General features: G+C 63.2%; 22 protein-coding genes. 13 read left to right on the forward strand and 9 right to left on the reverse strand.

Annotation, left to right across the window (positions count from 1 at the left end; all coding sequences use genetic code 11):
- The first annotated feature begins 151 nt into the window (after positions 1-151).
- Entirely contained in the window at positions 152-1,279 is a 1,128-nt protein-coding gene (locus MESOP_RS18015; protein WP_013894771.1) for an ATP-dependent DNA helicase, read from the forward strand.
- A 2-nt stretch (positions 1,280-1,281) separates the two neighbouring features.
- On the opposite strand, the gene MESOP_RS18020 is transcribed toward MESOP_RS18015, so the two are convergent.
- Positions 1,282-1,701: a SpoIIAA family protein gene (locus tag MESOP_RS18020; protein WP_013894772.1), complete on the reverse strand. Its 420-nt coding sequence runs from the start codon at positions 1,699-1,701 to the stop codon at positions 1,282-1,284.
- Positions 1,702-1,851: 150 nt separating this feature from the next.
- Between MESOP_RS18020 and MESOP_RS18025 the strand changes: the two genes are divergently transcribed.
- The 4 genes from MESOP_RS18025 (at position 1,852) to MESOP_RS18040 (ending at position 7,798) form a co-directional block, all read left to right on the forward strand.
- Complete coding sequence (locus MESOP_RS18025) at positions 1,852-2,592, forward strand: pyridoxine 5'-phosphate synthase (RefSeq protein ID WP_013894773.1); 741 nt, start codon at positions 1,852-1,854, stop codon at positions 2,590-2,592.
- 100 nt (positions 2,593-2,692) lie between these two features.
- Positions 2,693-4,606 (forward strand): potassium transporter Kup, encoded by a 1,914-nt coding sequence (locus tag MESOP_RS18030; RefSeq protein WP_013894774.1) that lies wholly within the window; start codon positions 2,693-2,695, stop codon positions 4,604-4,606.
- Between the two features lie 189 nt (positions 4,607-4,795).
- Positions 4,796-6,715: a potassium transporter Kup gene (locus MESOP_RS18035; RefSeq protein WP_013894775.1), complete on the forward strand. Its 1,920-nt coding sequence runs from the start codon at positions 4,796-4,798 to the stop codon at positions 6,713-6,715.
- Between the two features lie 42 nt (positions 6,716-6,757).
- Entirely contained in the window at positions 6,758-7,798 is a 1,041-nt protein-coding gene (locus MESOP_RS18040) for an SDR family oxidoreductase (protein WP_013894776.1), read from the forward strand.
- 34 nt (positions 7,799-7,832) lie between these two features.
- Here MESOP_RS18040 and MESOP_RS18045 read toward each other — a convergent pair whose 3' ends face one another.
- Positions 7,833-8,726, reverse strand: coding sequence for an SDR family oxidoreductase (locus MESOP_RS18045; protein ID WP_013894777.1), 894 nt, complete (start codon positions 8,724-8,726; stop codon positions 7,833-7,835).
- Between the two features lie 134 nt (positions 8,727-8,860).
- Here MESOP_RS18045 and MESOP_RS18050 point away from each other — a divergent pair, with 134 nt between their 5' ends.
- Complete coding sequence (locus MESOP_RS18050; RefSeq protein WP_013894778.1) at positions 8,861-9,271, forward strand: winged helix-turn-helix transcriptional regulator; 411 nt, start codon at positions 8,861-8,863, stop codon at positions 9,269-9,271.
- A 47-nt stretch (positions 9,272-9,318) separates the two neighbouring features.
- Entirely contained in the window at positions 9,319-10,581 is a 1,263-nt protein-coding gene (locus tag MESOP_RS18055; RefSeq protein WP_013894779.1) for an FAD-dependent oxidoreductase, read from the forward strand.
- On the opposite strand, the gene MESOP_RS18060 is transcribed toward MESOP_RS18055, so the two are convergent.
- The gene (locus tag MESOP_RS18060) at positions 10,578-11,177 is read right to left on the reverse strand and encodes a hypothetical protein (protein WP_041164179.1); all 600 of its coding nucleotides are present in this window, start codon (positions 11,175-11,177) and stop codon (positions 10,578-10,580) included. The two genes, MESOP_RS18055 and MESOP_RS18060, sit on opposite strands and share 4 nt — an antisense overlap.
- A 226-nt stretch (positions 11,178-11,403) precedes the next feature.
- Positions 11,404-12,168 (reverse strand): glutathione S-transferase family protein, encoded by a 765-nt coding sequence (locus MESOP_RS18065; RefSeq protein ID WP_013894781.1) that lies wholly within the window; start codon positions 12,166-12,168, stop codon positions 11,404-11,406.
- 98 nt (positions 12,169-12,266) lie between these two features.
- Between MESOP_RS18065 and MESOP_RS18070 the strand changes: the two genes are divergently transcribed.
- From MESOP_RS18070 to ilvC, 3 genes are all read left to right on the forward strand, one after another.
- The gene (locus MESOP_RS18070; RefSeq protein WP_013894782.1) at positions 12,267-12,725 is read left to right on the forward strand and encodes a MarR family winged helix-turn-helix transcriptional regulator; all 459 of its coding nucleotides are present in this window, start codon (positions 12,267-12,269) and stop codon (positions 12,723-12,725) included.
- Between the two features lie 137 nt (positions 12,726-12,862).
- Positions 12,863-13,528, forward strand: a complete 666-nt coding sequence (locus MESOP_RS18075) for a TetR/AcrR family transcriptional regulator (RefSeq protein WP_425339692.1) — start codon at positions 12,863-12,865, stop codon at positions 13,526-13,528.
- A gap of 18 nt (positions 13,529-13,546) precedes the next feature.
- Complete coding sequence (ilvC, locus tag MESOP_RS18080; RefSeq protein ID WP_013531065.1) at positions 13,547-14,566, forward strand: ketol-acid reductoisomerase; 1,020 nt, start codon at positions 13,547-13,549, stop codon at positions 14,564-14,566.
- Between the two features lie 83 nt (positions 14,567-14,649).
- On the opposite strand, the gene MESOP_RS18085 is transcribed toward ilvC, so the two are convergent.
- A complete protein-coding gene (locus MESOP_RS18085) occupies positions 14,650-15,204 on the reverse strand; it encodes a BA14K family protein (RefSeq protein WP_013894784.1) in 555 nt (184 codons plus the stop codon).
- A 188-nt stretch (positions 15,205-15,392) separates the two neighbouring features.
- Between MESOP_RS18085 and MESOP_RS18090 the strand changes: the two genes are divergently transcribed.
- Positions 15,393-16,508: an endonuclease/exonuclease/phosphatase family protein gene (locus MESOP_RS18090; protein WP_013894785.1), complete on the forward strand. Its 1,116-nt coding sequence runs from the start codon at positions 15,393-15,395 to the stop codon at positions 16,506-16,508.
- A 20-nt stretch (positions 16,509-16,528) separates the two neighbouring features.
- Positions 16,529-17,245, forward strand: coding sequence for an NUDIX hydrolase (locus MESOP_RS18095; protein ID WP_013894786.1), 717 nt, complete (start codon positions 16,529-16,531; stop codon positions 17,243-17,245).
- On the opposite strand, the gene MESOP_RS18100 is transcribed toward MESOP_RS18095, so the two are convergent.
- The 4 genes from MESOP_RS18100 to MESOP_RS18115 form a co-directional block, all read right to left on the reverse strand.
- Positions 17,242-17,484: a hypothetical protein gene (locus MESOP_RS18100; RefSeq protein WP_013894787.1), complete on the reverse strand. Its 243-nt coding sequence runs from the start codon at positions 17,482-17,484 to the stop codon at positions 17,242-17,244. The genes MESOP_RS18095 and MESOP_RS18100 overlap by 4 nt on opposite strands.
- Positions 17,485-17,612: 128 nt before the next feature.
- Positions 17,613-18,830 (reverse strand): ABC transporter permease, encoded by a 1,218-nt coding sequence (locus MESOP_RS18105; RefSeq protein ID WP_013894788.1) that lies wholly within the window; start codon positions 18,828-18,830, stop codon positions 17,613-17,615.
- Entirely contained in the window at positions 18,831-19,538 is a 708-nt protein-coding gene (locus MESOP_RS18110; RefSeq protein WP_013894789.1) for an ABC transporter ATP-binding protein, read from the reverse strand.
- Positions 19,539-19,542: 4 nt separating this feature from the next.
- Positions 19,543-20,835: an efflux RND transporter periplasmic adaptor subunit gene (locus MESOP_RS18115; RefSeq protein ID WP_013894790.1), complete on the reverse strand. Its 1,293-nt coding sequence runs from the start codon at positions 20,833-20,835 to the stop codon at positions 19,543-19,545.
- Between the two features lie 101 nt (positions 20,836-20,936).
- Here MESOP_RS18115 and MESOP_RS18120 point away from each other — a divergent pair, with 101 nt between their 5' ends.
- Positions 20,937-21,845: a PhzF family phenazine biosynthesis protein gene (locus tag MESOP_RS18120; RefSeq protein ID WP_013894791.1), complete on the forward strand. Its 909-nt coding sequence runs from the start codon at positions 20,937-20,939 to the stop codon at positions 21,843-21,845.
- The last annotated feature ends 9 nt before the right edge of the window (positions 21,846-21,854 follow it).

The raw sequence follows: 21,854 nt of genomic DNA on the forward strand, positions 1-21,854 counted from the left end.
CAGCGCTGACGGTTTGTTCTTATCTAAGCCGACTGCCCGGCTCGTCTATGTTTGTTCCCTTTACGTTCTGGATGGGGCCTGATAGCTTGCATCCGAGTGTATCGATGGCGGCTATCTTGTCTTTCCCCTGCGAATCCGGTCACACGATCAGATGGAATTTTCACCCCAACAGGACGAGGCGCTGCAAGCGGTTGCCCGCTGGCTCAAAGAGGGCCGGCCGCAGCTGTTCCGTCTGTTCGGCTATGCCGGCACCGGCAAGACGACGCTGGCGCGCTATTTCGCCGAGCATGTCGACGGCCAGGTGCAGTTCGCCGCCTTCACCGGTAAGGCGGCGCAGGTGCTGCGCTCCAAAGGGGCGGTCAATGCCCGTACCATCCATTCGCTGATCTACCGGCCCAAGGGCGAGGAATCGGTTGAGGACGAGGTCACCGGCAAGACCTCGATGTCGCCGACCTTCTCGCTCAACCGGCAGAGCCCGATCTCGCGCGCCAAGCTGGTCGTCATCGACGAATGCTCGATGGTCGACGAGCAGCTCGGCCGCGACCTGATGAGTTTCGGCACGCCGATCCTGGTGCTGGGCGACCCCGGCCAGTTGCCACCGATCTCGGGCGGCGGCTTCTTCACCGACCACGAGCCGGATTTCCTGCTCACCGAAATTCACCGGCAGGCGCGCGACAATCCGATCCTGCGGCTGGCGCTCGACGTGCGCGAGGGGCGCGAATTCATGCGCGGCGACTACGGCACCGCGCAGGTGATCGGCAAGGAAGACGTCAACCAGGAGCTGGTGCTCAGGGCGGACCAGGTGCTGGTCGGCACCAACCGCACGCGCCGCCGCTACAACCAGCGCCTGCGCGAGCTCAAGGGCTTCAATGCCGACTATCCACAGGCCGGCGACAAGCTGGTCTGCCTGCGCAACGATCCCGCCAAGGGGCTGCTCAACGGTTCGCTGTGGAAGGTGATGACCTCGTCGCGCGAGACGGTGAAGCCCGGCATCAACCTTCTGGTTTCGCCCGAAGAGGACGATCCGGACCGCGGCGTCGCCAAGATCAAGCTGCTCAAGGCGGCATTCGAGGATCCGGATGCCGAAATCCCCTGGCAGCAGAAGAAGCGCTTCGACGATTTCGACTACGGCTACGCGCTGACCGTGCACAAGGCGCAGGGTTCGCAGTGGAACGAGATCGTGCTGTTCGATGAAAGCTGGGCCTTCAAGGAAACGCGCCAGCGCTGGCTTTATACCGCGATTACCCGGGCCGCCGAGCGGCTGACCATCGTCAGGTAGCGTTACGACGATGGCTTTTCTCGCGCACCGACCCGCTGGACCCCGAGCCATTCCCAGGCGTCGGCTTCGTCCTCGGCCTTGAAATGCCTGAATTCGATGGGGGAGGAAGCGGGCAAGGCGTGTCGTGCGTCCGCCGTCCAGTCGGGTGTGCCGATTGCCGCGCAACGGCCTATGTGCTCCAGTGCGTGGACGGCACCCTGCTTGAGGGTTTCGTCGGAGATGTCGGTCCAATCGACGCCGTCGTGATCGACCATGCGCACGGCCACGTCGATTCGCTGGTGGAGCGCGTACGCCGCTTCCAGCAGGCCGAACAGGTTTTCCGCATCGGCCGCCGCGACATGCCCGACCACATCGATTGCGAACAGGTCGTCGCGATCGGTGTCGATGCGACGGATCGCCGGCACGGATTGCAGGAAATTCACGGGCGGAGCCTCCTTTGGCGGAAATAGCGGTCTTCTGGAACACCGGAAACCCCCTATCTGTTCCCGTCAAAGGCGCTATAGATGCCCGGTCTCAAGCGCGCCGCGGCTGAACGGCGCGCGCCAACCGCCTGATCTCACGGACGCCAGCCCATGCCCGCAAAGCTTTCCGTCAACCTCAACGCCATCGCCATGCTGCGCAACCGGCGCGACCTGCCATGGCCAAGCGTGATCGGTGTCGGCCGCCTTGCCCTTGCCGCCGGGGCGCACGGGCTGACGGTCCACCCACGTCCCGACGAACGTCACACAAGGCATTCCGACCTGCCCGAGATCAGGGCGCTGATCGACGATGAGTTTCCGCAAGCCGAGTTCAACATCGAGGGCTACCCGAGCGTGGATTTCCTGTCGCTTGTGGAAAAACATCAGCCCGAACAGGTGACGCTGGTTCCCGATGACCCGGCACAGGCAACTTCCGATCATGGCTGGAACTTTGCCGCCGACTCGGCTTTCCTGATACCGGTCGTCAGGCGTCTGAAGAAGAGCGGTTTCAGGGTATCATTGTTTTCCGATGCCGATCCTGCCGGTGTGACGGCGGCGCGCGACACCGGCGCCGATCGGATCGAACTCTATACCGGCCCCTATGGCAGCTACCATTCCGATTCCGAAAAGGCCGCTAAGGAGCTGGAAAGACTTGGAAAAACCGCCGATGCAGCATTCGCTGCCGGGCTTCAGGTCAATGCCGGGCACGATCTGACAGTGGACAATCTGCCTGCTCTGGCAAGGCGCATTCCGGCATTGGCCGAAGTGTCGATCGGACATGGGTTGACAGCCGATGCGTTGGAGTATGGCATGGCCGGCACGGTGGGTCGGTTTCTCAGAGCCTGCGGCTGGTAGGGGTGGAGAGCGTCGCTTTGCAGGTATGGCAGCCATAGCGTGCGATTGACATCGCATCGCAGCATGCATGAAGCGCCGCGCGCTTGTCGGGGAGTGGTCCATGGACCTTGCCAGTCGCGTTAGCGAGGCCGAAACCGTCGAGCAATCGAGCCATTCGGGGGCCGAAAAGCAAAGCACCAAGGTTCTGATGCTGGGTGCGCTCGGCGTCGTCTATGGTGATATCGGCACCAGCCCGATCTACGCCTTCCGCGAGGCGCTTCACGCTTCGCCCGGTATCGATACGCGCGTTCACGTGCTTGGCGTGCTGTCGCTGATCGTCTGGGCGCTGACGATCATCGTGACCATAAAATATGTCGCCTTCGTGCTTCGTGCCGACAACAAGGGCGAGGGCGGCACGCTGTCGCTGATGTCGCTGGCGCGCAGCGCCTATCCCAAGGGCACGCGGCTCATCCTGGCGATCGGCCTTTGCGGCGCAGCGTTGTTTTTCGGCGATTCGATCATAACGCCGGCCATTTCCGTGCTGTCGGCGGTCGAAGGCCTCAGGGTGGTGACCCCGACACTGGATGCTTACGTCGTGCCGATCACGCTGATCATCCTGGCCGTGCTGTTCTCGGTGCAACGCTTCGGCACGGGCAAGGTGGCGGCGGTGTTCGGGCCGGTGACCGCGCTGTGGTTCCTGGCCATCGGCGTCGCGGGGCTCTATCATCTGACGGACGACCCGTCGATCCTGCTGGCCATCAATCCCTATTACGCGGTCGTCTATCTCGCCAGCACACCCACGGCCGCCTTCGTCACCGTCGGCGCTGTGTTCCTGGCGGTGACCGGGGCCGAGGCGCTCTATGTCGATCTCGGCCATTTTGGACGCAAGCCTATCGTGTTGGCTTGGTTTTCCGTGGTTTTTCCATGCCTGCTGCTCAACTATTTCGGGCAGGGCGCCTTTGTGCTGGCCAATGACGGGAGGCCGACCAATCCATTCTTCCAGATGCTGCCCGACTGGGCGCTGATGCCGATGGTGGGACTGGCGACGGCCGCGACCGTCATCGCCAGCCAGGCAGTCATCTCGGGTGCCTTTTCGCTGACCCGCCAGGCGGTGCAGCTCAACCTTCTGCCACGCATCGAGGTGCAGCATACGTCCGAAATGCAACTCGGCCAGATCTACATGCCGCGCGTCAACCTGCTCATCGCTTTGGGGGTGATGCTGCTGGTCGTCGGTTTCGGCAGCTCGAGCTCCCTGGCTTCCGCCTATGGCATCTCGGTCACCGGCGAAATGCTGATGACAACGATCCTGCTGTTCGTGGTGATGCGCAAGCTTTGGAAATGGCGGCTGGCAGGCGCCCTGGCGCTGACCTTGCTGTTCGGCGTCATCGACAGCGGCTTCTTCCTGGCAAACATCGTGAAGATATTCGAAGGCGGTTGGGTATCGATCACGGTTGCCTGCCTGATGGGGCTGATCATGTGGACCTGGATACGCGGCAGCCGCTATCTGTTCGACAAGACCCGCCGCAACGAGATCCCGCTCGATTTCCTCGCCGGCAATTTGTTGAAGAAGAAGCCGCAGCTGGTGTCCGGCACCGCGGTGTTCCTGACCAGCGATCCATTGAGCGCGCCGACCGCGCTGATGCACAGCCTGAAGCATTACAAGGTGCTGCATGAGCAGAACGTCATCCTGTCGGTGGTGACCGCGCCGCAGCCGGTGGTGCCAGACAGCGACCGCGTCAAGATGGAGACGGTCAACGAGCTCTTCATGCGGGTGACGCTGACCTTCGGCTACATGGAGCAGCCCAACATCCCGCGCGCCCTGGCGATCTGCCGCAAGCAGGGCTGGAAGTTCGACATCATGACGACGTCGTTCTTCCTGTCGCGGCGCTCGCTCAAGGCCTCGCCCAACTCCGGCATGCCGGTGTGGCAGGACCGGCTGTTCATCGGCCTGGCACGCACGGCGGCCGATGCGACCGAATATTTCCAGATCCCGACCGGACGCGTCGTGGAAATCGGCACGCAAGTCGCTATCTAAGGCTGATACGGCAGGTCTTATGGGCGCTCGCCATGCTCCCGAAGCCACGAATTCAGCCCGCGACCCATTGGATTACAGGCCATTTCCCAAGGAGCCTAGCGTTGCCGGCATGGGAGCCATCACGTGACGGCACTTGATATTGCATTGCAGCAAGCGTAGAGCACCGCGCGCTTATCGGAGTGTCGTCCCATGGCCCTTACCAATGCTGGTAGTGAGGCAGAACCCGTCGAACAGTCGAGCCATCCGGAGATCGAACAGCATAGCACCAAGGTGCTGATGCTGGGTGCTCTTGGTGTGGTCTATGGGGATATCGGCACCAGCCCGATCTACGCCTTTCGCGAGGCGCTGGTGGCATCGTCCCACGGCAGCGTTGCCCAACGCGGCGATATTCTCGGTGTGCTGTCGCTGATCATCTGGTCGCTGACGATCATCGTCACCATCAAATACATCATGTTCGTGCTGCGTGCCGACAATCGCGGTGAGGGCGGCGTGCTGTCGCTGATGGCATTGGCGCGCGGCAGTTTCCCGAAACGCTCGGCGGTAATCCTGGGCGTCGGCATCGTCGGCGCCTCGCTGTTTTTCGGCGACGCGGTCATCACGCCGGCGATTTCGGTGCTGTCGGCGGTCGAGGGCATGAATGTCGTCACTCCCACGTTCCAACCCTATGTCGTGCCGCTGACACTGGTCATTCTCGCCATTTTGTTCGCGGTGCAACGTTTCGGTACGGGCGGTGTCGGACTGGTCTTCGGTCCGGTGACGGCGGTATGGTTCCTGGCGATCGGCCTTTCGGGCCTCAACCACATCGTCGCCGATCCGGAAATCCTGTGGGCGATCAGCCCCCACTACATCGTTGCGTTCCTGATCCATTCGCCCGATGTCGCTTTCGTTACCGTCGGCGCGATCTTCCTTGCCGTCACCGGTGCCGAGGCGCTCTACGCCGATCTCGGCCATTTCGGCCGCAAGCCGATCGTGCTCGCCTGGCTGTCGATCGTGTTTCCCTGCCTGCTGCTCAACTATGCCGGGCAGGGCGCTTTCGTGCTGGCCAAGAACGGCGTCGTCGGCCATCCGTTCTTCGAGATGAACGAGGGTTGGGCTCTTATTCCCATGGTCGTGCTGGCGACAGCGGCGACGGTCATCGCCAGCCAGGCGGTGATTTCGGGTGCCTTCTCGCTGACCCGGCAGGCGGTGCAGCTCAACATGCTGCCGCGGCTCGAAATCCTGCATACATCGGAAAGACAGTCCGGCCAGATCTACATGCCGCGCGTCAACCTGTTGCTGGCGCTGGTGGTGATGATGCTGGTGGTCGGCTTCGGCGAATCCAGCAAGCTTGCCTCGGCCTATGGCATCTCGGTGACCGGCAACATGCTGGTGACGACGGTGCTGCTCTATGTCGTCATGACCCGCATCTGGAAATGGCGGCTCTGGGTTGCGATCAGCCTGACGGCGCTGTTTGCCTTTATCGACATCGGCTTCTTCGCCTCCAACATCGTCAAGGTGTTCGAGGGCGGCTGGGCTTCGCTGGCGGTTGCTTTCACAATCGTGCTGGGCATGTGGACATGGGTGCGCGGCAGCCGCTATCTGTTCGACAAGACCCGCCGCAACGAAATCCCGCTCGATTTCCTCGCCGGCAATTTGTTGAAGAAGAAGCCGCAGCTGGTGTCCGGCACCGCGGTGTTCCTGACCAGCGATCCACTCAGCGCGCCAACCGCGCTGATGCACAGCCTGAAGCACTACAAGGTGCTGCATGAGCAGAATGTCATCCTTTCGGTGGTGACCGCGCCGCAGCCGGTGGTGCCAGACAGCGACCGCGTCAAGATGGAGACGGTCAACGAGCTGTTCATGCGGGTGACGCTGACCTTCGGCTACATGGAGCAGCCCAACATCCCGCGCGCGCTGGCGATCTGCCGCAAGCAGGGCTGGAAGTTCGACATCATGACGACGTCGTTCTTCCTGTCGCGCCGTTCGCTCAAGGCCTCGCCCAATTCCGGCATGCCGGTGTGGCAGGACCGGCTGTTCATCGGCCTGGCACGCACGGCGGCCGATGCGACCGAATATTTCCAGATCCCGACCGGACGTGTGGTAGAAATCGGCACGCAGGTGGCGATCTGACGAGCTCAGTCGCCTCGGCCTGATGGATGGGGGAGGTTGGGGATGAGCGGCGAATTGGTGCTTGTCACCGGCGGGTCTGGCTTCCTCGGCGCCCACTGTATCCTCGCACTCTTGAAGGCGGACTACCGCGTGCGCACGACCGTGCGCTCCGCCAAGCGGCAGGCCGACGTCCTGGCCATGCTCAAGGCCGGTGGCGCCGACCCGGGCGGCAGCCTCTCCTTTGCCATCGCCGACCTCATGATCGATGCGGGCTGGCCGCAAGCGGTCGCCGGCTGCGACTATGTGCTTCATGTCGCCTCGCCATTCCCGCCCGGCGTGCCGAAGCACGAGGATGACCTGATCGTTCCGGCTCGCGAAGGCGCGCTGCACGTGTTGCGGGCGGCACGGGACGCTGGTGTGAAACGCGTCGTGCTGACCTCGTCCTTCGCCGCCATCGGCTATGGCAAGATGCCACCCGACGGGCGGCCGTTCACGGAGGAGAGCTGGACCGATCCGACCGGCAAGGTCAGCGCCTATGTCAAGTCGAAGACGTTTGCCGAGCGCGCCGCCTGGGATTTTATCGCCGCCGAGGGTGGCGGACTGGAGCTGGCGGTCGTCAATCCGGTCGGCATCTTCGGCCCGGTGCTCGGGGCTGACCATTCGACCTCCACGGAATTTGTCCAGCGCATGATGGACGGTGCGATGCCCGGGTTGCCGCGCGTCTCCTTCGGCGTCGTCGACGCACGTGACGTGGCGGACCTGCATGTGCGCGCGATGATCGATCCCGCCGCGCGCGGCGAGCGCTTCCTGGCGGTATCGGGCGATTTCATGACCGTGCGGGAAATCGCGCAGACCTTGAAAACGCGGCTCGGCGGCGCAGCGTCGCGCGTTTCCACGCGGCGGCTTCCCGATTGGCTGGTGCGGATCGTCGGCCTGTTCAACCCGGAAGCCGCGCAGCTGGTGACGGAATTGGGCAAGGTCAAGAATGCCACCGGCGCCAAGGCGGTGCGCATGCTCGGCTGGGCGCCACGATCGCGCGAAGACGCACTGGCCGCCACCGGAGAAAGCCTGATCCGGCTCGGCCTGCTTAAGAGTTCGAAGTAACGCGGCGGGAGAAAGACCTGCCGCCGCGCTGCTTTCAGCCAGCCAACGCGGCTTTGTTGGCCTCGAGGAATTGCTTCAAGGTCTTCGGCGTCCTACCGGAAAGCGCCTCGATCGCGTCGGTCACCATGGCGATGCGGCCGGAGCGGGTGTTGACGTCGAAGGACACGACGACGTCAGCGAAATCCTCGGGAACGCCGGCCGCCTTCACACCTTCGGCCAGCGCCTCATCCGGAACCTGAATGACTTCCAGCGGCTTGCCGGTGACCTCGCTTACCAGAGCCGCGATCTCGGCCGTGGTATAGGCATGCGGACCGGTCAAGGTGTAGGTCTTGCTGTCGGTCGTGCTGGAAACAAGGCCTGCGGCGATCGCCGCCGCCATGTCGTCGCGTGCGCCGTGGGCGATGCGGCCTTCGCCGGCGGATGTATACCAGCGTCCCGAGGCGATCGCGTGCGGCAATGCCAGGAACAGGTTCTCCTGGTACCAGCCGTTGCGGAAGATCGTGTAGGGGATGCCGCTCGCCTTGATCGCCTGCTCGGTGCTGTAGTGGTCATCGGCAAACAGGACCGGCGATACCGGCTCCGGATTGGGCATCGAGGTGTAGAACAAATGCGAAATGCCGGCGTTTTTGGCCGCGGCGACGGCATTTTCGTGCTGCTTCAGGCGCCTGCCGCTTTTGAGATCGAGATCGCCGGTCGAAATGATCAGCACCTTGTCGGCGCCCTTGAACGCGGTTTCCAGCGAGGCCGCGTCGTTGAAGTCGGCGGCCCTGACGACGACCCCGCGCGCCGCCAGATCGGCAACGCTTTCTGGATTGCGTGTGGTGGCGATAATGTTTGCCGGCAGAACTTTGTGCGTGTCCAAGAGAAAGTTGATGACGCCGCGGCCAAGCTGGCCGGAGGCGCCTGTAACGAGGAGGGTTTCGGTCATGGGAGATCCTGACATTGTGCCGCAACGGCGGTCGAGTGGTAGTCTCAGAAAGAGACCAGCACTAAAATAGGAATTGACCCGGTGCCGTAAAGAAGGCAGTTTTTTGGGAGGTAGGCACGCGCAGGGAACCAGCCATGGACGGCAAGGTCATCAATCTGAAATCCAAGATGGAGATATACAAAGCGATCAGCGGCGGCGGCAATATTGCCAATTGTCCGGTTCGTGATGTCATCCAGGGCGTCAGCGGCAAATGGAGATCGCTGCTGATGATGGCATTGGCTGAACAACCCTATCGCTTCGGCGAGTTGCGGCGCCTTGTGCCCGACATTTCGCAGCGCATGCTGACCCAGACCCTGTACGATCTCCAGCGGGATGGCTATGTGCATCGCGAGGTGTTTCCGACCAAGCCACCGAGCGTCGAATATAGCCTGACCGATCTCGGGCGCTCGATGTTCGGCGCCTTTCATCAATTGATCCTGTGGGCCGAACGCAACCATGATGCGGTGCGCGAGGCCCGTGCTGATTTTGATGCCGCCCAAGGCTGAACAGCCGAAGAGCCGCCGCGACTTGATTTCATCCGGCCGCTGAAGGATTGTCCCGGCCAGATCGGCTTGGGGGCACCGGCATTTCCTACGATATCGCAATTGCAGGCGCCGGCCCGGCGGGGCTCGCCATGGCGCTCTATCTCAAGCGCGCCGGGCACAGGGTCACCGTCTTCGAGCGCTTCGAGGAACCGAAACCGGTCGGCTCCGGGCTGATCCTGCAGCCGACCGGGTTGACCGTGTTGGCCGATCTCGGCCTGCTCGACGACATACTGGCGCTCGGCGCCCGCATCGACCGGCTGCATGGCGCCGACGCCTCGACCGGCCGCACCGTGCTCGATGTCCGCTACGACGCGCAGCGCGGCAGCCGTTTCGGCCTGGCGGTGCACCGGGCTGCCCTGTTCGGCGTGCTTTTCCGCGCCGCCCGGCGCGAGGCCATCGCTATCGAGACCGACGTCGAGATCGAGGCCGTGGAGGCCGGCGAACGGGCGACGCTGGTCTGTGGCAACGGACGAAGGGCAGGGCCGTTCGAGCTGATCGTCGACGCCAGCGGCTCGCGCTCGAAACTGCGGCAATGCGCTGATAGTGGAGGCGCGCCGCGGCCGCTCACCTATGGCGCGTTCTGGGCATCGCTCGGCTGGCGCGACGAGGGCTTCGACGAGCACGCGCTTTCGCAGCGCTACGACAGGGCAAGCGTGATGATCGGCGTGCTGCCGATCGGCCGGCCGGAACCGGGTGCTGAAAAGATGGCGGCCTTCTTCTGGAGCCTGAAGCCTGATGATGCCGACGCGGTGCGTGCTCAGGGCCTGGACGCCTGGAAGGAGAGGGTGGTCCGGCTGTGGCCGCAAAGCCGGGCGTACACCAGCCAGATCGACGGTTTCGACCAGCTGTCGCTGGCCCGCTACGGCCACCACACGATGAAGCTTCCGGTTGGCCGGCGGCTGGCGATCATCGGCGATGCCGCGCATTCGACCAGCCCGCAGCTCGGACAAGGGGCCAACATGGCGCTGCTCGATGCGGCGGCGCTCAGCCATGCGCTGGTACAGACCGACAATGTCGAGGCAGCCCTCGAAGCCTATGCCAGGGCGCGGCGCTGGCATGTGCGTGTCTTCCAGGCGCTGTCGCTGGCGTTCACGCCGTTCTACCAATCGGATTCCGTGGCGCTGCCGTTCATCCGTGACCGGCTGGTGGCGACCATCGCGAAAATCCCGCCGGCGCCGCAGTTCCTGGCGTCGATGGTGGCCGGCACGGCGATCGATCCGTTCAAGCGGATCGGGCTGACCGAAGCGCGATGGGCGGAAATCAGGCGCTAGCCGCCTGTTTTTAGCTGAGCACCGGATCGTTGCGTTGCTTCATCGCTGTTCCATTGTTGTGGCACTGTCGGTGGAGGCGAATTCCAGGTGAGCGCGGGACGCGGGGGCAAAAGTTGGGCTCCGCCGTGTTGCGCAAGTGTAAATATCGCATTGGCGATCTGATGTGATGGCAAGCTCAGCAAATTGCATTGCAGGTGAACCTCGCCTCTGCGCCTGCGCAACAACGGATAGCCAAGTCGAATGGATTTCGGCAACAACGCTGAATCACGCATTCGTAGGGTCACTCCCCAGTAGCCGGCCCTGGTCGTTATCGGCCGCGCGCTTAAGACATCAACCCACTCGACCGATAAGCCGGACCGGTTGTCGATCAACCGGTCCGGCCTGACAATCAAGGCTGGCTTTACAAGCCGGGCGTCAAGGAAAGCCAATAGCGCGGCCGCTGAGAAGAATGGAGCCCAGTAGAGCCCAAACAGCTGAAAGAGGACCATCACTGCCTTCACGACGAGAGAGTGTTGGCTTTTCGGGTCATCGACAAAGAATGTCAGCGCAAGCGCCAACATCGCAAAGGCGCAAAGCACCCAGAAAGCACCCACCATCAGGTGTTTGCTCCGGCTACAGTGGGCTTCGATCGGAAGCCGAACCGACAATGGCGGGACAACGGATTTTCGAAACGTCGGTATCCCCGGAATGAGGATAACGTCGCCCCTATCGGGAGATGGTCCCATTGACGAGTTCCAGCTTCGCTTGGGTCAATGATCGTCTTCATAGAGCGAAATTGATGAATGTTTTCGTCTCGTGGTTTTTCAAATGCTACGAGTCCGCTCATAAATGTGGCTGGCACAGTGGTCGATCGTTCAGGCGTATCGGACGGGCCGAAGCGCTTGCCGGATTGTTTCGGTGCATGAGGCTCGACAGAAATGAGCCCTTCGCCCGCAGGAAGGCATCCAGACGCTGCGGATAATCCGGTGCAACGGCGTCCCTGATGGAGGGGCGTTGGCTCAATGCCTTTCGCCAGGCCTGGACGCGTGGCTTGCCGTCCAGGATGCCGAAATCGCCGATCCGGTCGAAGGCGTCGAGATATCGGAAAACGGGGCCATGGACCGCATCGACGAGCGAGAAACAGTCGCCCGCAAAGCATGGCCCACCCTGCCGGGCTTCGTCCGCCAGTTCGTCTTCAAGACGGCCAAACATGGCCGACAGCGTGCTGGTCTCGGCAAGGAAGCCGGCCTCGGTGGGTGCCGAATAGAAGCGGCCGATGGCGTTGAGGATGGCCGAGCCGAATTCGATCCAGGCACGATGCCGGGCGCGGGCATAGGGGTCGGTGGGGTGAAGGGGATTGGCCTGTGTCTCTTCGAGGAATTCGAGAATGACAGCCGACTCGAAGATTACCGTTTCCTCGCCGTTCCGCGGCACGCGCAGCAACGGAACCTTGCCGAGCGGCGAGATCGCGTTGAACCAGTGCGGCTTTTCGGCGAGGTCGATGTCGATGCGCTCGAACGGCACGCCTTTTTCGGTCAGCGAGATCGCCGCGCGCTGGACGTAAGGACAGAGAGGGTGGCTGACGAGAATGAGTTTGTCATGCTTCATGGATTTGTCTTTCAGAATTGATGCAATTGCATCTATGTAGATGCGTGTGCATCGATCGTCAAGCTTGATGCATCTGCATCTATCGCCTAGTGTGGGTCATGACCGAGAACACCACGCCTTCGCCGGAAGCCATCAAGGCATGGGCTCGCCTGATGCGCGTTTCGCGCCAGCTGGTGGAGAGTGCCGAAGACGCGCTGAAGCAAGGCGGGCTGCCATCGCTCGACTGGTACGATGTGCTGCATGAACTCGCCGAGGCGGGCGAGGGTGGCTTGCGGCCGTTTCAGTTGATCGAGCGCACCCTTTTTGCGCAATACAACATCTCGCGGCTGCTGGCGCGGCTCGAAGCGGACCGGCTGGTCGAGAAACTGCCCGTGGCCGATGACGGCCGCGGCCAGACGATCCGCATCACGGCCAAAGGGCTGGAGATGCGCCGGCGGATGTGGGCCGTCTATGGCCGGTCGATCGCGGAACTGGTTGGCGCCAAACTCCGCGCGGATGAGTTGAACGCGCTGTCGGCACTGCTTGGACGGCTGCGTCATCCGCCTGCCGGAGACTAACATATGCGATGCGTGGCATCGCAGGGACTTGCAGTTTTTTCTTTGTCCCCCTTGCGCCGAGGACCGGATTGCGCAATATGCCGAACCGTAACGTACGGTACGGCTGCCGGATTGGCGACCAGCCTTGCCGTTTGGGAATGATCGTGTTGCTAGCAAACGCCGACATCGACACCAGCGAGACGCTGACGGAGCGGCAGAAGGCCGTTCTGGATGCGGCATTGCGGCTGTTGGTCGAGGAGGGCGATCAACTGACCATGACCGCCGTGGCCAGACGGGCAAGCTGTTCCAAGGAGACGCTCTACAAATGGTTTGGCGACCGCGACGGGTTGTTGACGGCGACCGTGCAGTGGCAAGCGTCCAAGGTGCGGGTAGCGCCGGTCGATGGCAGGGGGCTCGATCTTACCTCGCTGGCGGCAAGCCTCGAGCGTTTCGCTTCCGACTGGCTGAAAGTGATTTCGAGCGATACCTCGATAGCGCTCAACCGGGTGGCGGTCAGCCATGCCGGGTCAGGCAAGGACAACCTTGGCGCCGTCGTGCTGGACAATGGCCGCTTCGCGCTGGCCAAGCGGCTGAAGCCGGTGCTGGAGGCAGGCCGCCAGGCAGGGCTTCTGGATTTCGCGGATGCCGAGACGGCGTTTCGTACCTTTTTCGGGCTGGTCGCCCGTGACGTGCAGATCCGTCTCTTGCTCGGCGACCGGCTGGAATTGACTGAGGCGACGATCGGCGGCGATGCCGTCCGGGCGACGCAGCAGTTTCTCGCTCTTTTCGGAGCAAAACCGGGCCGCGAGGCCTCTGATTCATAAAACGGGAAGGAAGTAAAAATGCGCGTCTATTACGATCGTGATGCCGATCTCAACCTGATCAAGGGCAAGAAGGTCGCCATCATCGGCTATGGCAGCCAGGGCAGGGCGCATGCGCTCAACCTCAAGGATTCCGGCGCCAAGGAGATTGCCATCGGCCTCAAGGCCGGCTCGGCGACCGCCAAGAAGGTCGAGGCCGACGGGCTCAAGGTGATGAGCGTGGCGGACGCCGCCAAATGGGCCGACCTGATGATGATGGCGACGCCCGACGAATTGCAGGCCGACATCTACAAGAACGAGATCGCGCCGAACATCCGCGACGGTGCCGCGATCGCCTTCGCGCATGGCCTCAACGTGCATTTCGGCCTGATCGAGCCGAAGTCGACGGTCGACGTCGTCATGATCGCGCCGAAGGGCCCCGGCCATACCGTGCGCGGCGAATACCAGAAGGGCGGCGGCGTGCCGTGCCTGGTCGCCGTCAACCAGGACGCTTCGGGCAACGCGCTCGATCTCGCGCTCTCCTACGCCTGCGGCGTCGGCGGCGGCCGTTCGGGCATCATCGAGACCAATTTCCGCGAGGAATGCGAGACCGATCTGTTCGGCGAGCAGGTGGTGCTGTGCGGCGGCCTGGTCGAACTGATCCGCGCCGGTTTCGAGACGCTGGTGGAAGCCGGCTACGCGCCTGAAATGGCCTATTTCGAGTGCCTGCACGAGGTCAAGCTGATCGTCGACCTGATCTATGAAGGCGGCATCGCCAACATGAACTACTCGATCTCGAACACCGCCGAATGGGGCGAGTATGTTTCGGGCCCGCGCATCATCACCGCTGAGACCAAGGCCGAGATGAAGCGCGTGCTGAAGGACATCCAGACCGGCAAGTTCACCTCGGAATGGATGCAGGAATACCGCGCCGGCATGTCGCGCTTCAAGGGCATCCGCCGCAACAACGACAGCCACCAGATCGAGGAAGTCGGCGCCAAGCTGCGCGCCATGATGCCGTGGATCTCCAAGAACAAGCTGGTCGACAAAGCCAAGAACTGAGCGAAATCTACGTTCGACGAGCAACGGACCAAAAACGGCGCCACCTGGCGCCGTTTTCATTTCCTGATCGTTCCAGCCTCACCTCAGCTATAAGGCGAATAGCATTGCTGGCGGGGGCCGTTGTAGGGCTGGAACGTATTGTCCCAGGCGCGATACGACCGGTACCTGTTGTAACACCATTGCACATGGGCGTTCGAAAGCCGTCCCGCACGGTAGTAGCGGCGCGGCGCCGGCCTATAATAATCGTAGTTGTTGTAGTTGTTGTACATACTGCCAAGGCCGAGCCCCAAGCCGAGGCCCAGGACCGCGGCGGCGCCGTCGTCATAATAGCCGCCGTGATAGTGGCGGCGGCCGTGACGCCAGCGCCAATTGCCGCCGCCGTTCCAATTGCCCCCGTTCCAGTGCCGGTTTCCATTCCAGTGGCCCGACCGGCGCCATCTCCAGTCGTTGTTGAAAGAGCGGTTGTTGCCGCCTGCCCAGCTGTCGCGCACCGGAGTGACCGCAGGTGCTGCCGTGCTGGCGGGAACCGACAGGTTCGGCTGAAGGATCGGACCGGCAGCGGACGGCGCCGTGACGCCGGAGACAATTCCGAGCGCTATCAGCCCGGATTTCATGGTGGAAGAAAAGAGCGAATTCATTGCACTCTCCAAGAGACACAGGCCCCACGCCTACCCTGGAATGGGCCTACTGTGGATGTTTGCATCTGAACGGCGGATGAACGGAAAGGTTCCGTCAACCATGACGCGAACAACGCAGGACCAATCGATCTCCGCTTGTGGTCCCTGCGATCTTGTTTTCTGGCGCACTTGCGGGCAAAGGTCGGAGCATGTCGCTGCGCCTTGCCACCTTCAATGTCGAGAACCTGATGAACAGGTTCGATTTTTCCGGTTATCGCAATCAGCTCAACGAGGACCGGACGCTGGCGCTGTTCGATATCCAGAGCGAGGCCGAATACAAGATGCTGGAGCAGGCCCGGGCGATCGCCCAGTCCGACGACATGCGCCAGCTCACGGCGCTGGCGATCGCCGCCACCCGTGCCGATGTGATCTGCATGCAGGAGGTCGACAACATCGAGGCGCTGAAGGCCTTCGAATACGGCTATCTGTTCAAGATGGTGGGGCAGGGCTACCGCCAGAAATACACCACGTCGGGCAATGATTCGCGCGGCATCGATGTCGCCATCATGATGCGCAACGAGACCGCGCAGGGCCAGCCGATCGAATTCGTGCGCATGACCAGCTATGCCCATGTCACCTACGAGCAGTTCGGGCTGTATACGCCGGAACTGGCGGCCCTCGGCAATCAGGCCAATGAACGCGTCTTCCGGCGTGACTGCCTGGAAATCGATATCACCGTGGGCGGCGTGCCGCTGACGCTCTATCTCGTGCACTTCAAGTCGATGGGTTCGCCGCGCAACGGCCTCGACGGGCGCGAGGCGACGATGCCGGTGCGGATCGCCGAGGCGCAAGCGGTGCGCCGGATCATAGAGCAGCGTTTCGGCGTGGATCATGCCGCCGACAAGCGGTGGGCGATCTGCGGCGACATGAACGATTACCGCCAGCGCGTGAAGATCGCCGGCGATGAATTCGACGGCTACCGTTTCGAGGTGGTCGACGAGGCCCAGTCCTGCATCGACGTGCTGACGGCGGGCGGCTTCAGTGAAAACATCGTCGAACGGCGGCCGGAAATGAACCGCTGGACCTTCTACCACACACGCGGCCCCGAGGAGCGGCATCTCTGCCAGCTTGACTATATCCTGCTTTCGAAGGGGCTGGCGGCGAAGAATGCCACCGCCGTTCCCGACATCATCCGCAACGGCCAGCCCTGGCGCACGATCTTTCCCGCGGGCCAGGAAGTCGAGCGTTTCCCGCGCGCCGGCTGGGACCGGCCGAAGGCATCCGACCATTGCCCCGTGGCGATCACGCTGGATATTGTCCGGTGAGCAGGATCGGGCCTGAACGCATGCGTTTCGATCTACCGCGCAATGTCATCCTGCCGGTCGATGCCGTCGAGGTCCGGCTCGATCCCGGCCCGCACCCTTTCGCGTTGGAAAACGCTGACGCGATCGCCGAGAACTGGCAGCGCGAGATCGCGGCCAATCCGGCGCTGTTCGACGGCACGGTCGTGCTTTTGTCGCAACTTGCCTGGCGCGACAACCGGCTCGTCGGCCGCTGTCATGCGATCGACTACTCCACCTTCATGCTTTGGCGTAAGCAGCGCGAGAATTCCGGCGCGGAGCATGCGTACGCCCATGCCATGCTGGTGGCCGGCGACAATGCGCTGGTGGCAATCCGCATGGGTTTACGCACGGTCAGCGCAGGCCGCGTCTATTTTGCCGCCGGATCGTTCGAGCCGATCGACTTTCGCGAAGGTCTGGTCGACGTCGATTTCAACATGATGCGCGAGGTGCGCGAGGAAACCGGTCTCGACCTGTCGGCTGCCAGGCGCGGCGTGCGTTATCATGCCCTTTCGACGGCAAGCGGCACGGTGATCTTCCGCCGCTATCACGTGACGGCACCGGCCGATGAGATCGCGCGGCGAATCTCAGCCTTCGTCGCCAGCGAGACCGATCCGGAGATCGAGGCGCCGGTCATCATCCGACATGCCGCCGACCTGCCGGAGGGGCTGTCGCCGCACATGAAGCCGCTGATCGAGTGGCATTTTTCCGGCGAAAGTTAAGGGCGCGTCTTGCCCTGCGCCGCCTTGCGATCGTTTTTGGCTGCGACGAAGAACAAGATAAAGCCGATACCCAGCAAGCCGCCCATCGCCATGCCCATGGTCTGGCCGACGACTGCCTGGAAATCCGAGGTGACGCGATCGGGATTGGCCATGCCGTAGCGGGCGAGATACCACCAGATGCCGGCCAGGGCGGCTTCGATGATGACCATCACCAGGATCAGTCGTGACTTCTTGCTCATGCGTCATTCCTCAACCAAGGATGCCATGGCCTAACATTGCGAGCCGCCTGGCGGGAGAGGGGGAAACGTCGAAGGTTGTGCAAAAAAACCAGATCGAAGCGCCGGACACGTTTTCCGATTGGGATTGCCTATTCGTGCCGGAGCGCGTCGATCGGGTCGAGCCTGGCGCCGCGCAGGGCCGGGAAGAAGCCGAACACCATGCCGATCAGCGCCGAAAAGCCGACGGCGAGCAGGATGACCGCCGGGCTTGGCGCGAAGGGGATGGTCAGCGTCGCCGAGGCGAGGCCGGCCAACGCCAGGCCGATCAGGATGCCGATGATGCCGCCGAGCAGCGACAGCACCGTCGCCTCGACCAGGAACTGGATGAGGATGTGCTTTTCATGCGCGCCGATGGCGAGCCTGATGCCGATCTCGCGGGTGCGTTCGGTGACCGAGACCAGCATGATGTTCATGATGCCGATGCCGCCGACCAAAAGGCTGACGCCGGCCACCGCACCCAGCATGCCGGTCATGGTGGTGGTGGCGCTGGCCATGGCGTCGGCGATCTGGGTCATGTCGCGGATGCCGAAATCGCTCTCGCGGTCGGGTGTGATGCGGCGTGCGTCGCGCAAAATGTCCTCGACGCGCGGCTGCAATTCCGTGGTCGGCGTGCGGTCGTCGGCGGCGATGTAGATGTTGTCGATATCGCGGTTGCCGGCGATGCGGCGCTGGTAGGCATGCAGCGGCATCAGCACGACATTGTCCTGGTCCTGGCCGAAGCCGGTATAGCCCTTGGGTTCGAGCAGGCCGATGATCTTGCAGGAGGTTCGGTTGACGCGGATGATCTCGCCTTCGGGATCGCCGGCGCCGAAGAATTGCTGGCGCACCGTCTCGCCGATCAGGCAGACGCCGGTGCCGGAACGGGTTTCGGAATCGCTGAACGGCCGGCCTGACACCAGCTTCCAGTCGCGTGCGTCGAGATAGGCGCTGTCGGTCCCGGTGACGCCGGAGGTCAGGCTCTCGGTGCCGAAGATGACGCGCACCTGTTTCTGCGAGGCCGGCGAGATGGCGCGAGCGCCGCTGAGATGCGCCACAAGCGCCGCCACGTCCTTCTCGGCCAGCGGCCGCACCGCCTGGTCGAGCCCGCCGGGGGCGCCGGGACCGGCGGGCCGCCCGGCGCGAACGACCAGCAAATTGCTGCCGAGCTTGGAGATGTCAGCCTTGACCTTCTGCGTGGTGCCTGAGCCGATGGTCAGCATGGCAATGACGGCGGCGACGCCGATAACGATGCCGAGCAGCGTCAGGAACGAGCGCAGCACATTGCGGCGGATCGAGCGCAGCGAGAGGCGGACGGTTTCCCAGATCATTTACGCCGTCTCCAGATTCATGGTGTCTGAGGCGACATGCCCATCGAGGAAGCGGATGGTGCGCTCGGCATATTCTGCGACATCGGCTTCGTGGGTGACCATGGCGATGGTCAGGCCAAGATCCTTGTTCAGCCGCGTCAGCAACTCCATGATTTCGTGCGTGCGGGCGGTGTCGAGGTTGCCGGTCGGCTCGTCGGCGACAAGCAGCGTCGGCCTGGTGACGATGGCGCGCGCGATCGCCACGCGCTGCTGCTGGCCGCCCGACAGTTCGGCCGGCGTGTGATGCTCGCGGCCGACGAGGCCGACCTCGGCCAGCGCCTGCATGGCGAGGTCGCGGCGCTCACGGGCGGCCACGCCGCGATAGATCAGCGGCAGTTCGACGTTTTCGGCCGCGGTGGTTCGCGCCAGCAGATTGTAGCCCTGGAAAACGAAGCCGACATAGAGGTTGCGCAGCATGGCGCGGCGGTTGCGGTCGAGCCGGCCGGCGTCGACGCCCATGAACGAATAGGTTCCGGCGGTCGGCGTGTCGAGGCAGCCGATGATGTTCATCGCCGTCGACTTGCCCGAACCGGACGGTCCCATGATGGCGACGAATTCACTGCTGCGGATCGCGAGATCGACACCGGCCAGCGCATGCACCTTGGCCTCACCCTGGCCATAGCTCTTCCAGACCTTGTCGAAGGTGATGAGGGCAGCACCGGCGGCCACGGCCTCAGCTCCGCTGCTGCGAGGCGGTGATGACCTGCGCGCCTTCCTCCAGGCCGGAGGTGATCTCGGTCAGTTCGCCATCGGTCGAGCCGATCTTCACGTTGACGGGATGCGGCCGGCCGTTCTCCAGCACGTAGAGCGTGCGCGAGCCATCGGTGGGGGCCGTCGCTGCCTGGCGCTGGCGATTGCCGCCTGGGCGGCCAATGCGGCCGGTGAACAGGTCGCTGAAACTCCAGGGCCGCGCGGCTTGCTGCGTCGGACGGTAGCGGAAGGCGCCGGCGGGCACGGTGAGCACATCCTTGGCCTGGCGGGTGACGACCGAAACCGTGGCGGTCATGCCGGGGCGCAGCAAAAGCTCGTTGTTGTCGACCTCGAGCCGCGCATTGTAAGTGACGACGCCGTCGGTGGTGATCGAGGCATAGGAGATGTCGCGGATCTCGGCATCGAACGGCCGGTCCGGAAAGGCGTCGACCGTGAAGCGCGCATGCTGGCCCGGCTTGACGGCACCGATGTCGGCTTCGTCGACCGCCGCCACCAGCTCCATGTTCCTCAAATCAGCGGCGATGATGAACAGCACCGGCGCCTGCAGCGAGGAGGCGACCGTCTGGCCCGGATCGACCGAGCGCGTCAGCACGATGCCGTCGATCGGCGCGTAGATGGTGCTGTTGGCAAGGTCGGTCTGCTGCGATTTCAGATCGGCATTGGCGATGGCGAGATTGGCCTCGGCGCTGTCGAGCGCCGCCTTGGAGCGGTCGCGCGTCGCGGTCGCCGCCTCGAGCGACTGGTCTGTCGCCATGCCGCGCTTGGTCAAGGCCGCCGCACGCACCAGCGCGCTTTCATTCTCGGCAAGCGTTACCCTGGCGTCCTCGACATTGGCCGCCGCCGCCTTGGCGGCCGCTTCAGCCCGTTCGATCTGGACCTGCAGCTTGGCGGTATCGAGAGCCGCAAGCACGTCGCCCTTCTTCACTTGCTGGTTCTCGTTGACCGAAACCGAGCGTATGATGCCGGAGAGCTGGCTGGAAATGTCGACCTGGGTGAGCGGCTGCAGCGTGCCGGTGGCGGACACCTGGACAGTGAGGTCGGCCTTGGCGGCCGGGACGGTGGTGTAGTCGATCTTGGCCGGCGTGCCGGCATACCATTGGTAGAGGCCAAGACCGGCGGCAAGTGCGATCAGGGTCAGCAACGCATAGAGCCAGCCACGCCGGCGCGTCTTGCGCAGACCTTGTCGGTCGAGCCCGAGCGCGGTCTCGATGGCGGAATCCGATTCCGTCTTTGGCAGATTGACAATCTGGTCCACGCCGGACCCCTATGAAGCGCAATGTCCCTGTCTGCGTACAGATCAGGCTTGATGGTTCAAATATCAAATTAAATTTCGCCCATGTTTGGATTGAGGCAGGAATGCAAACCCGGAATTACTTGCTTTACGATGTGTTCACGACCGAGCGACTGGCCGGCAATCCGCTGGCCGTGGTGTTGGATTGCAAAGGTCTGGACACGGCGGCGATGCAGGCCATCGCGCGCGAGTTCAACCTGTCCGAATCGGTCTTTGTGCTGCCGCCGGACAATCCCAAGCATAAAAACCGCATCCGTATCTTCACGCCGGACTATGAAATGCCGTTCGCCGGCCACCCGACCGTGGGGTCGGCAATCGCGCTGGCCGAACTTGCCGGCGAGGGCGGGGCCGGCATCTTCGTGCTGGAGGAAAACATCGGCCCGGTGCGCTGCGCCGTCAGCAGGCACGATGGCCAGACCTTCGCCGAGTTCGACCTCGCGAAACTGCCTGAGCCGCTGAAACTCGAGGCCGATCCGGAGGCGATCGGTGCCGCCCTTGGCCTGACGCCGCATGAGATCGGCTTCGAGAATCACCGCGTCGCGTTCTGGTCGGCGGGCGTGCCCTATGTGACCATCCCGGTCGCCAATCTCGAAGCGGCGGGCCGCATCCGGCTGGACAACCAGGCGTGGTCGGAACTGGCGCCGCGCAAGAGCGACTGGGCCTTCGCCAGCCCCTATGTCTACTGCCGCGAGACGGTGAACCATGAAAGCGCGTTCCACGTGCGCATGATCGTGCCCGGTACGCCCTCCTATGAAGATCCGGCGACCGGCTCGGCTGCGGCCGCCTTCGCCGGCGCCATCATGCATTTCGACGGTCCGACGGATGGCATCTCGCAGCTGTGGATCGAGCAGGGGCTGGAGATGGGCCGGCCGTCGCGCATCCGCCTCGAACTGACCGTGCAAGGCGGAAAACTGACCTCCGCGCGCATCGGCGGCAACGCGGTCAAGGTGGCGGAAGGCAAGCTTTTCGTCTGATTGCGATGG

The organism is Mesorhizobium opportunistum WSM2075, from assembly GCF_000176035.2.
In the GTDB taxonomy this organism is placed as follows: Bacteria; Pseudomonadota; Alphaproteobacteria; order Rhizobiales; family Rhizobiaceae; genus Mesorhizobium; species Mesorhizobium opportunistum.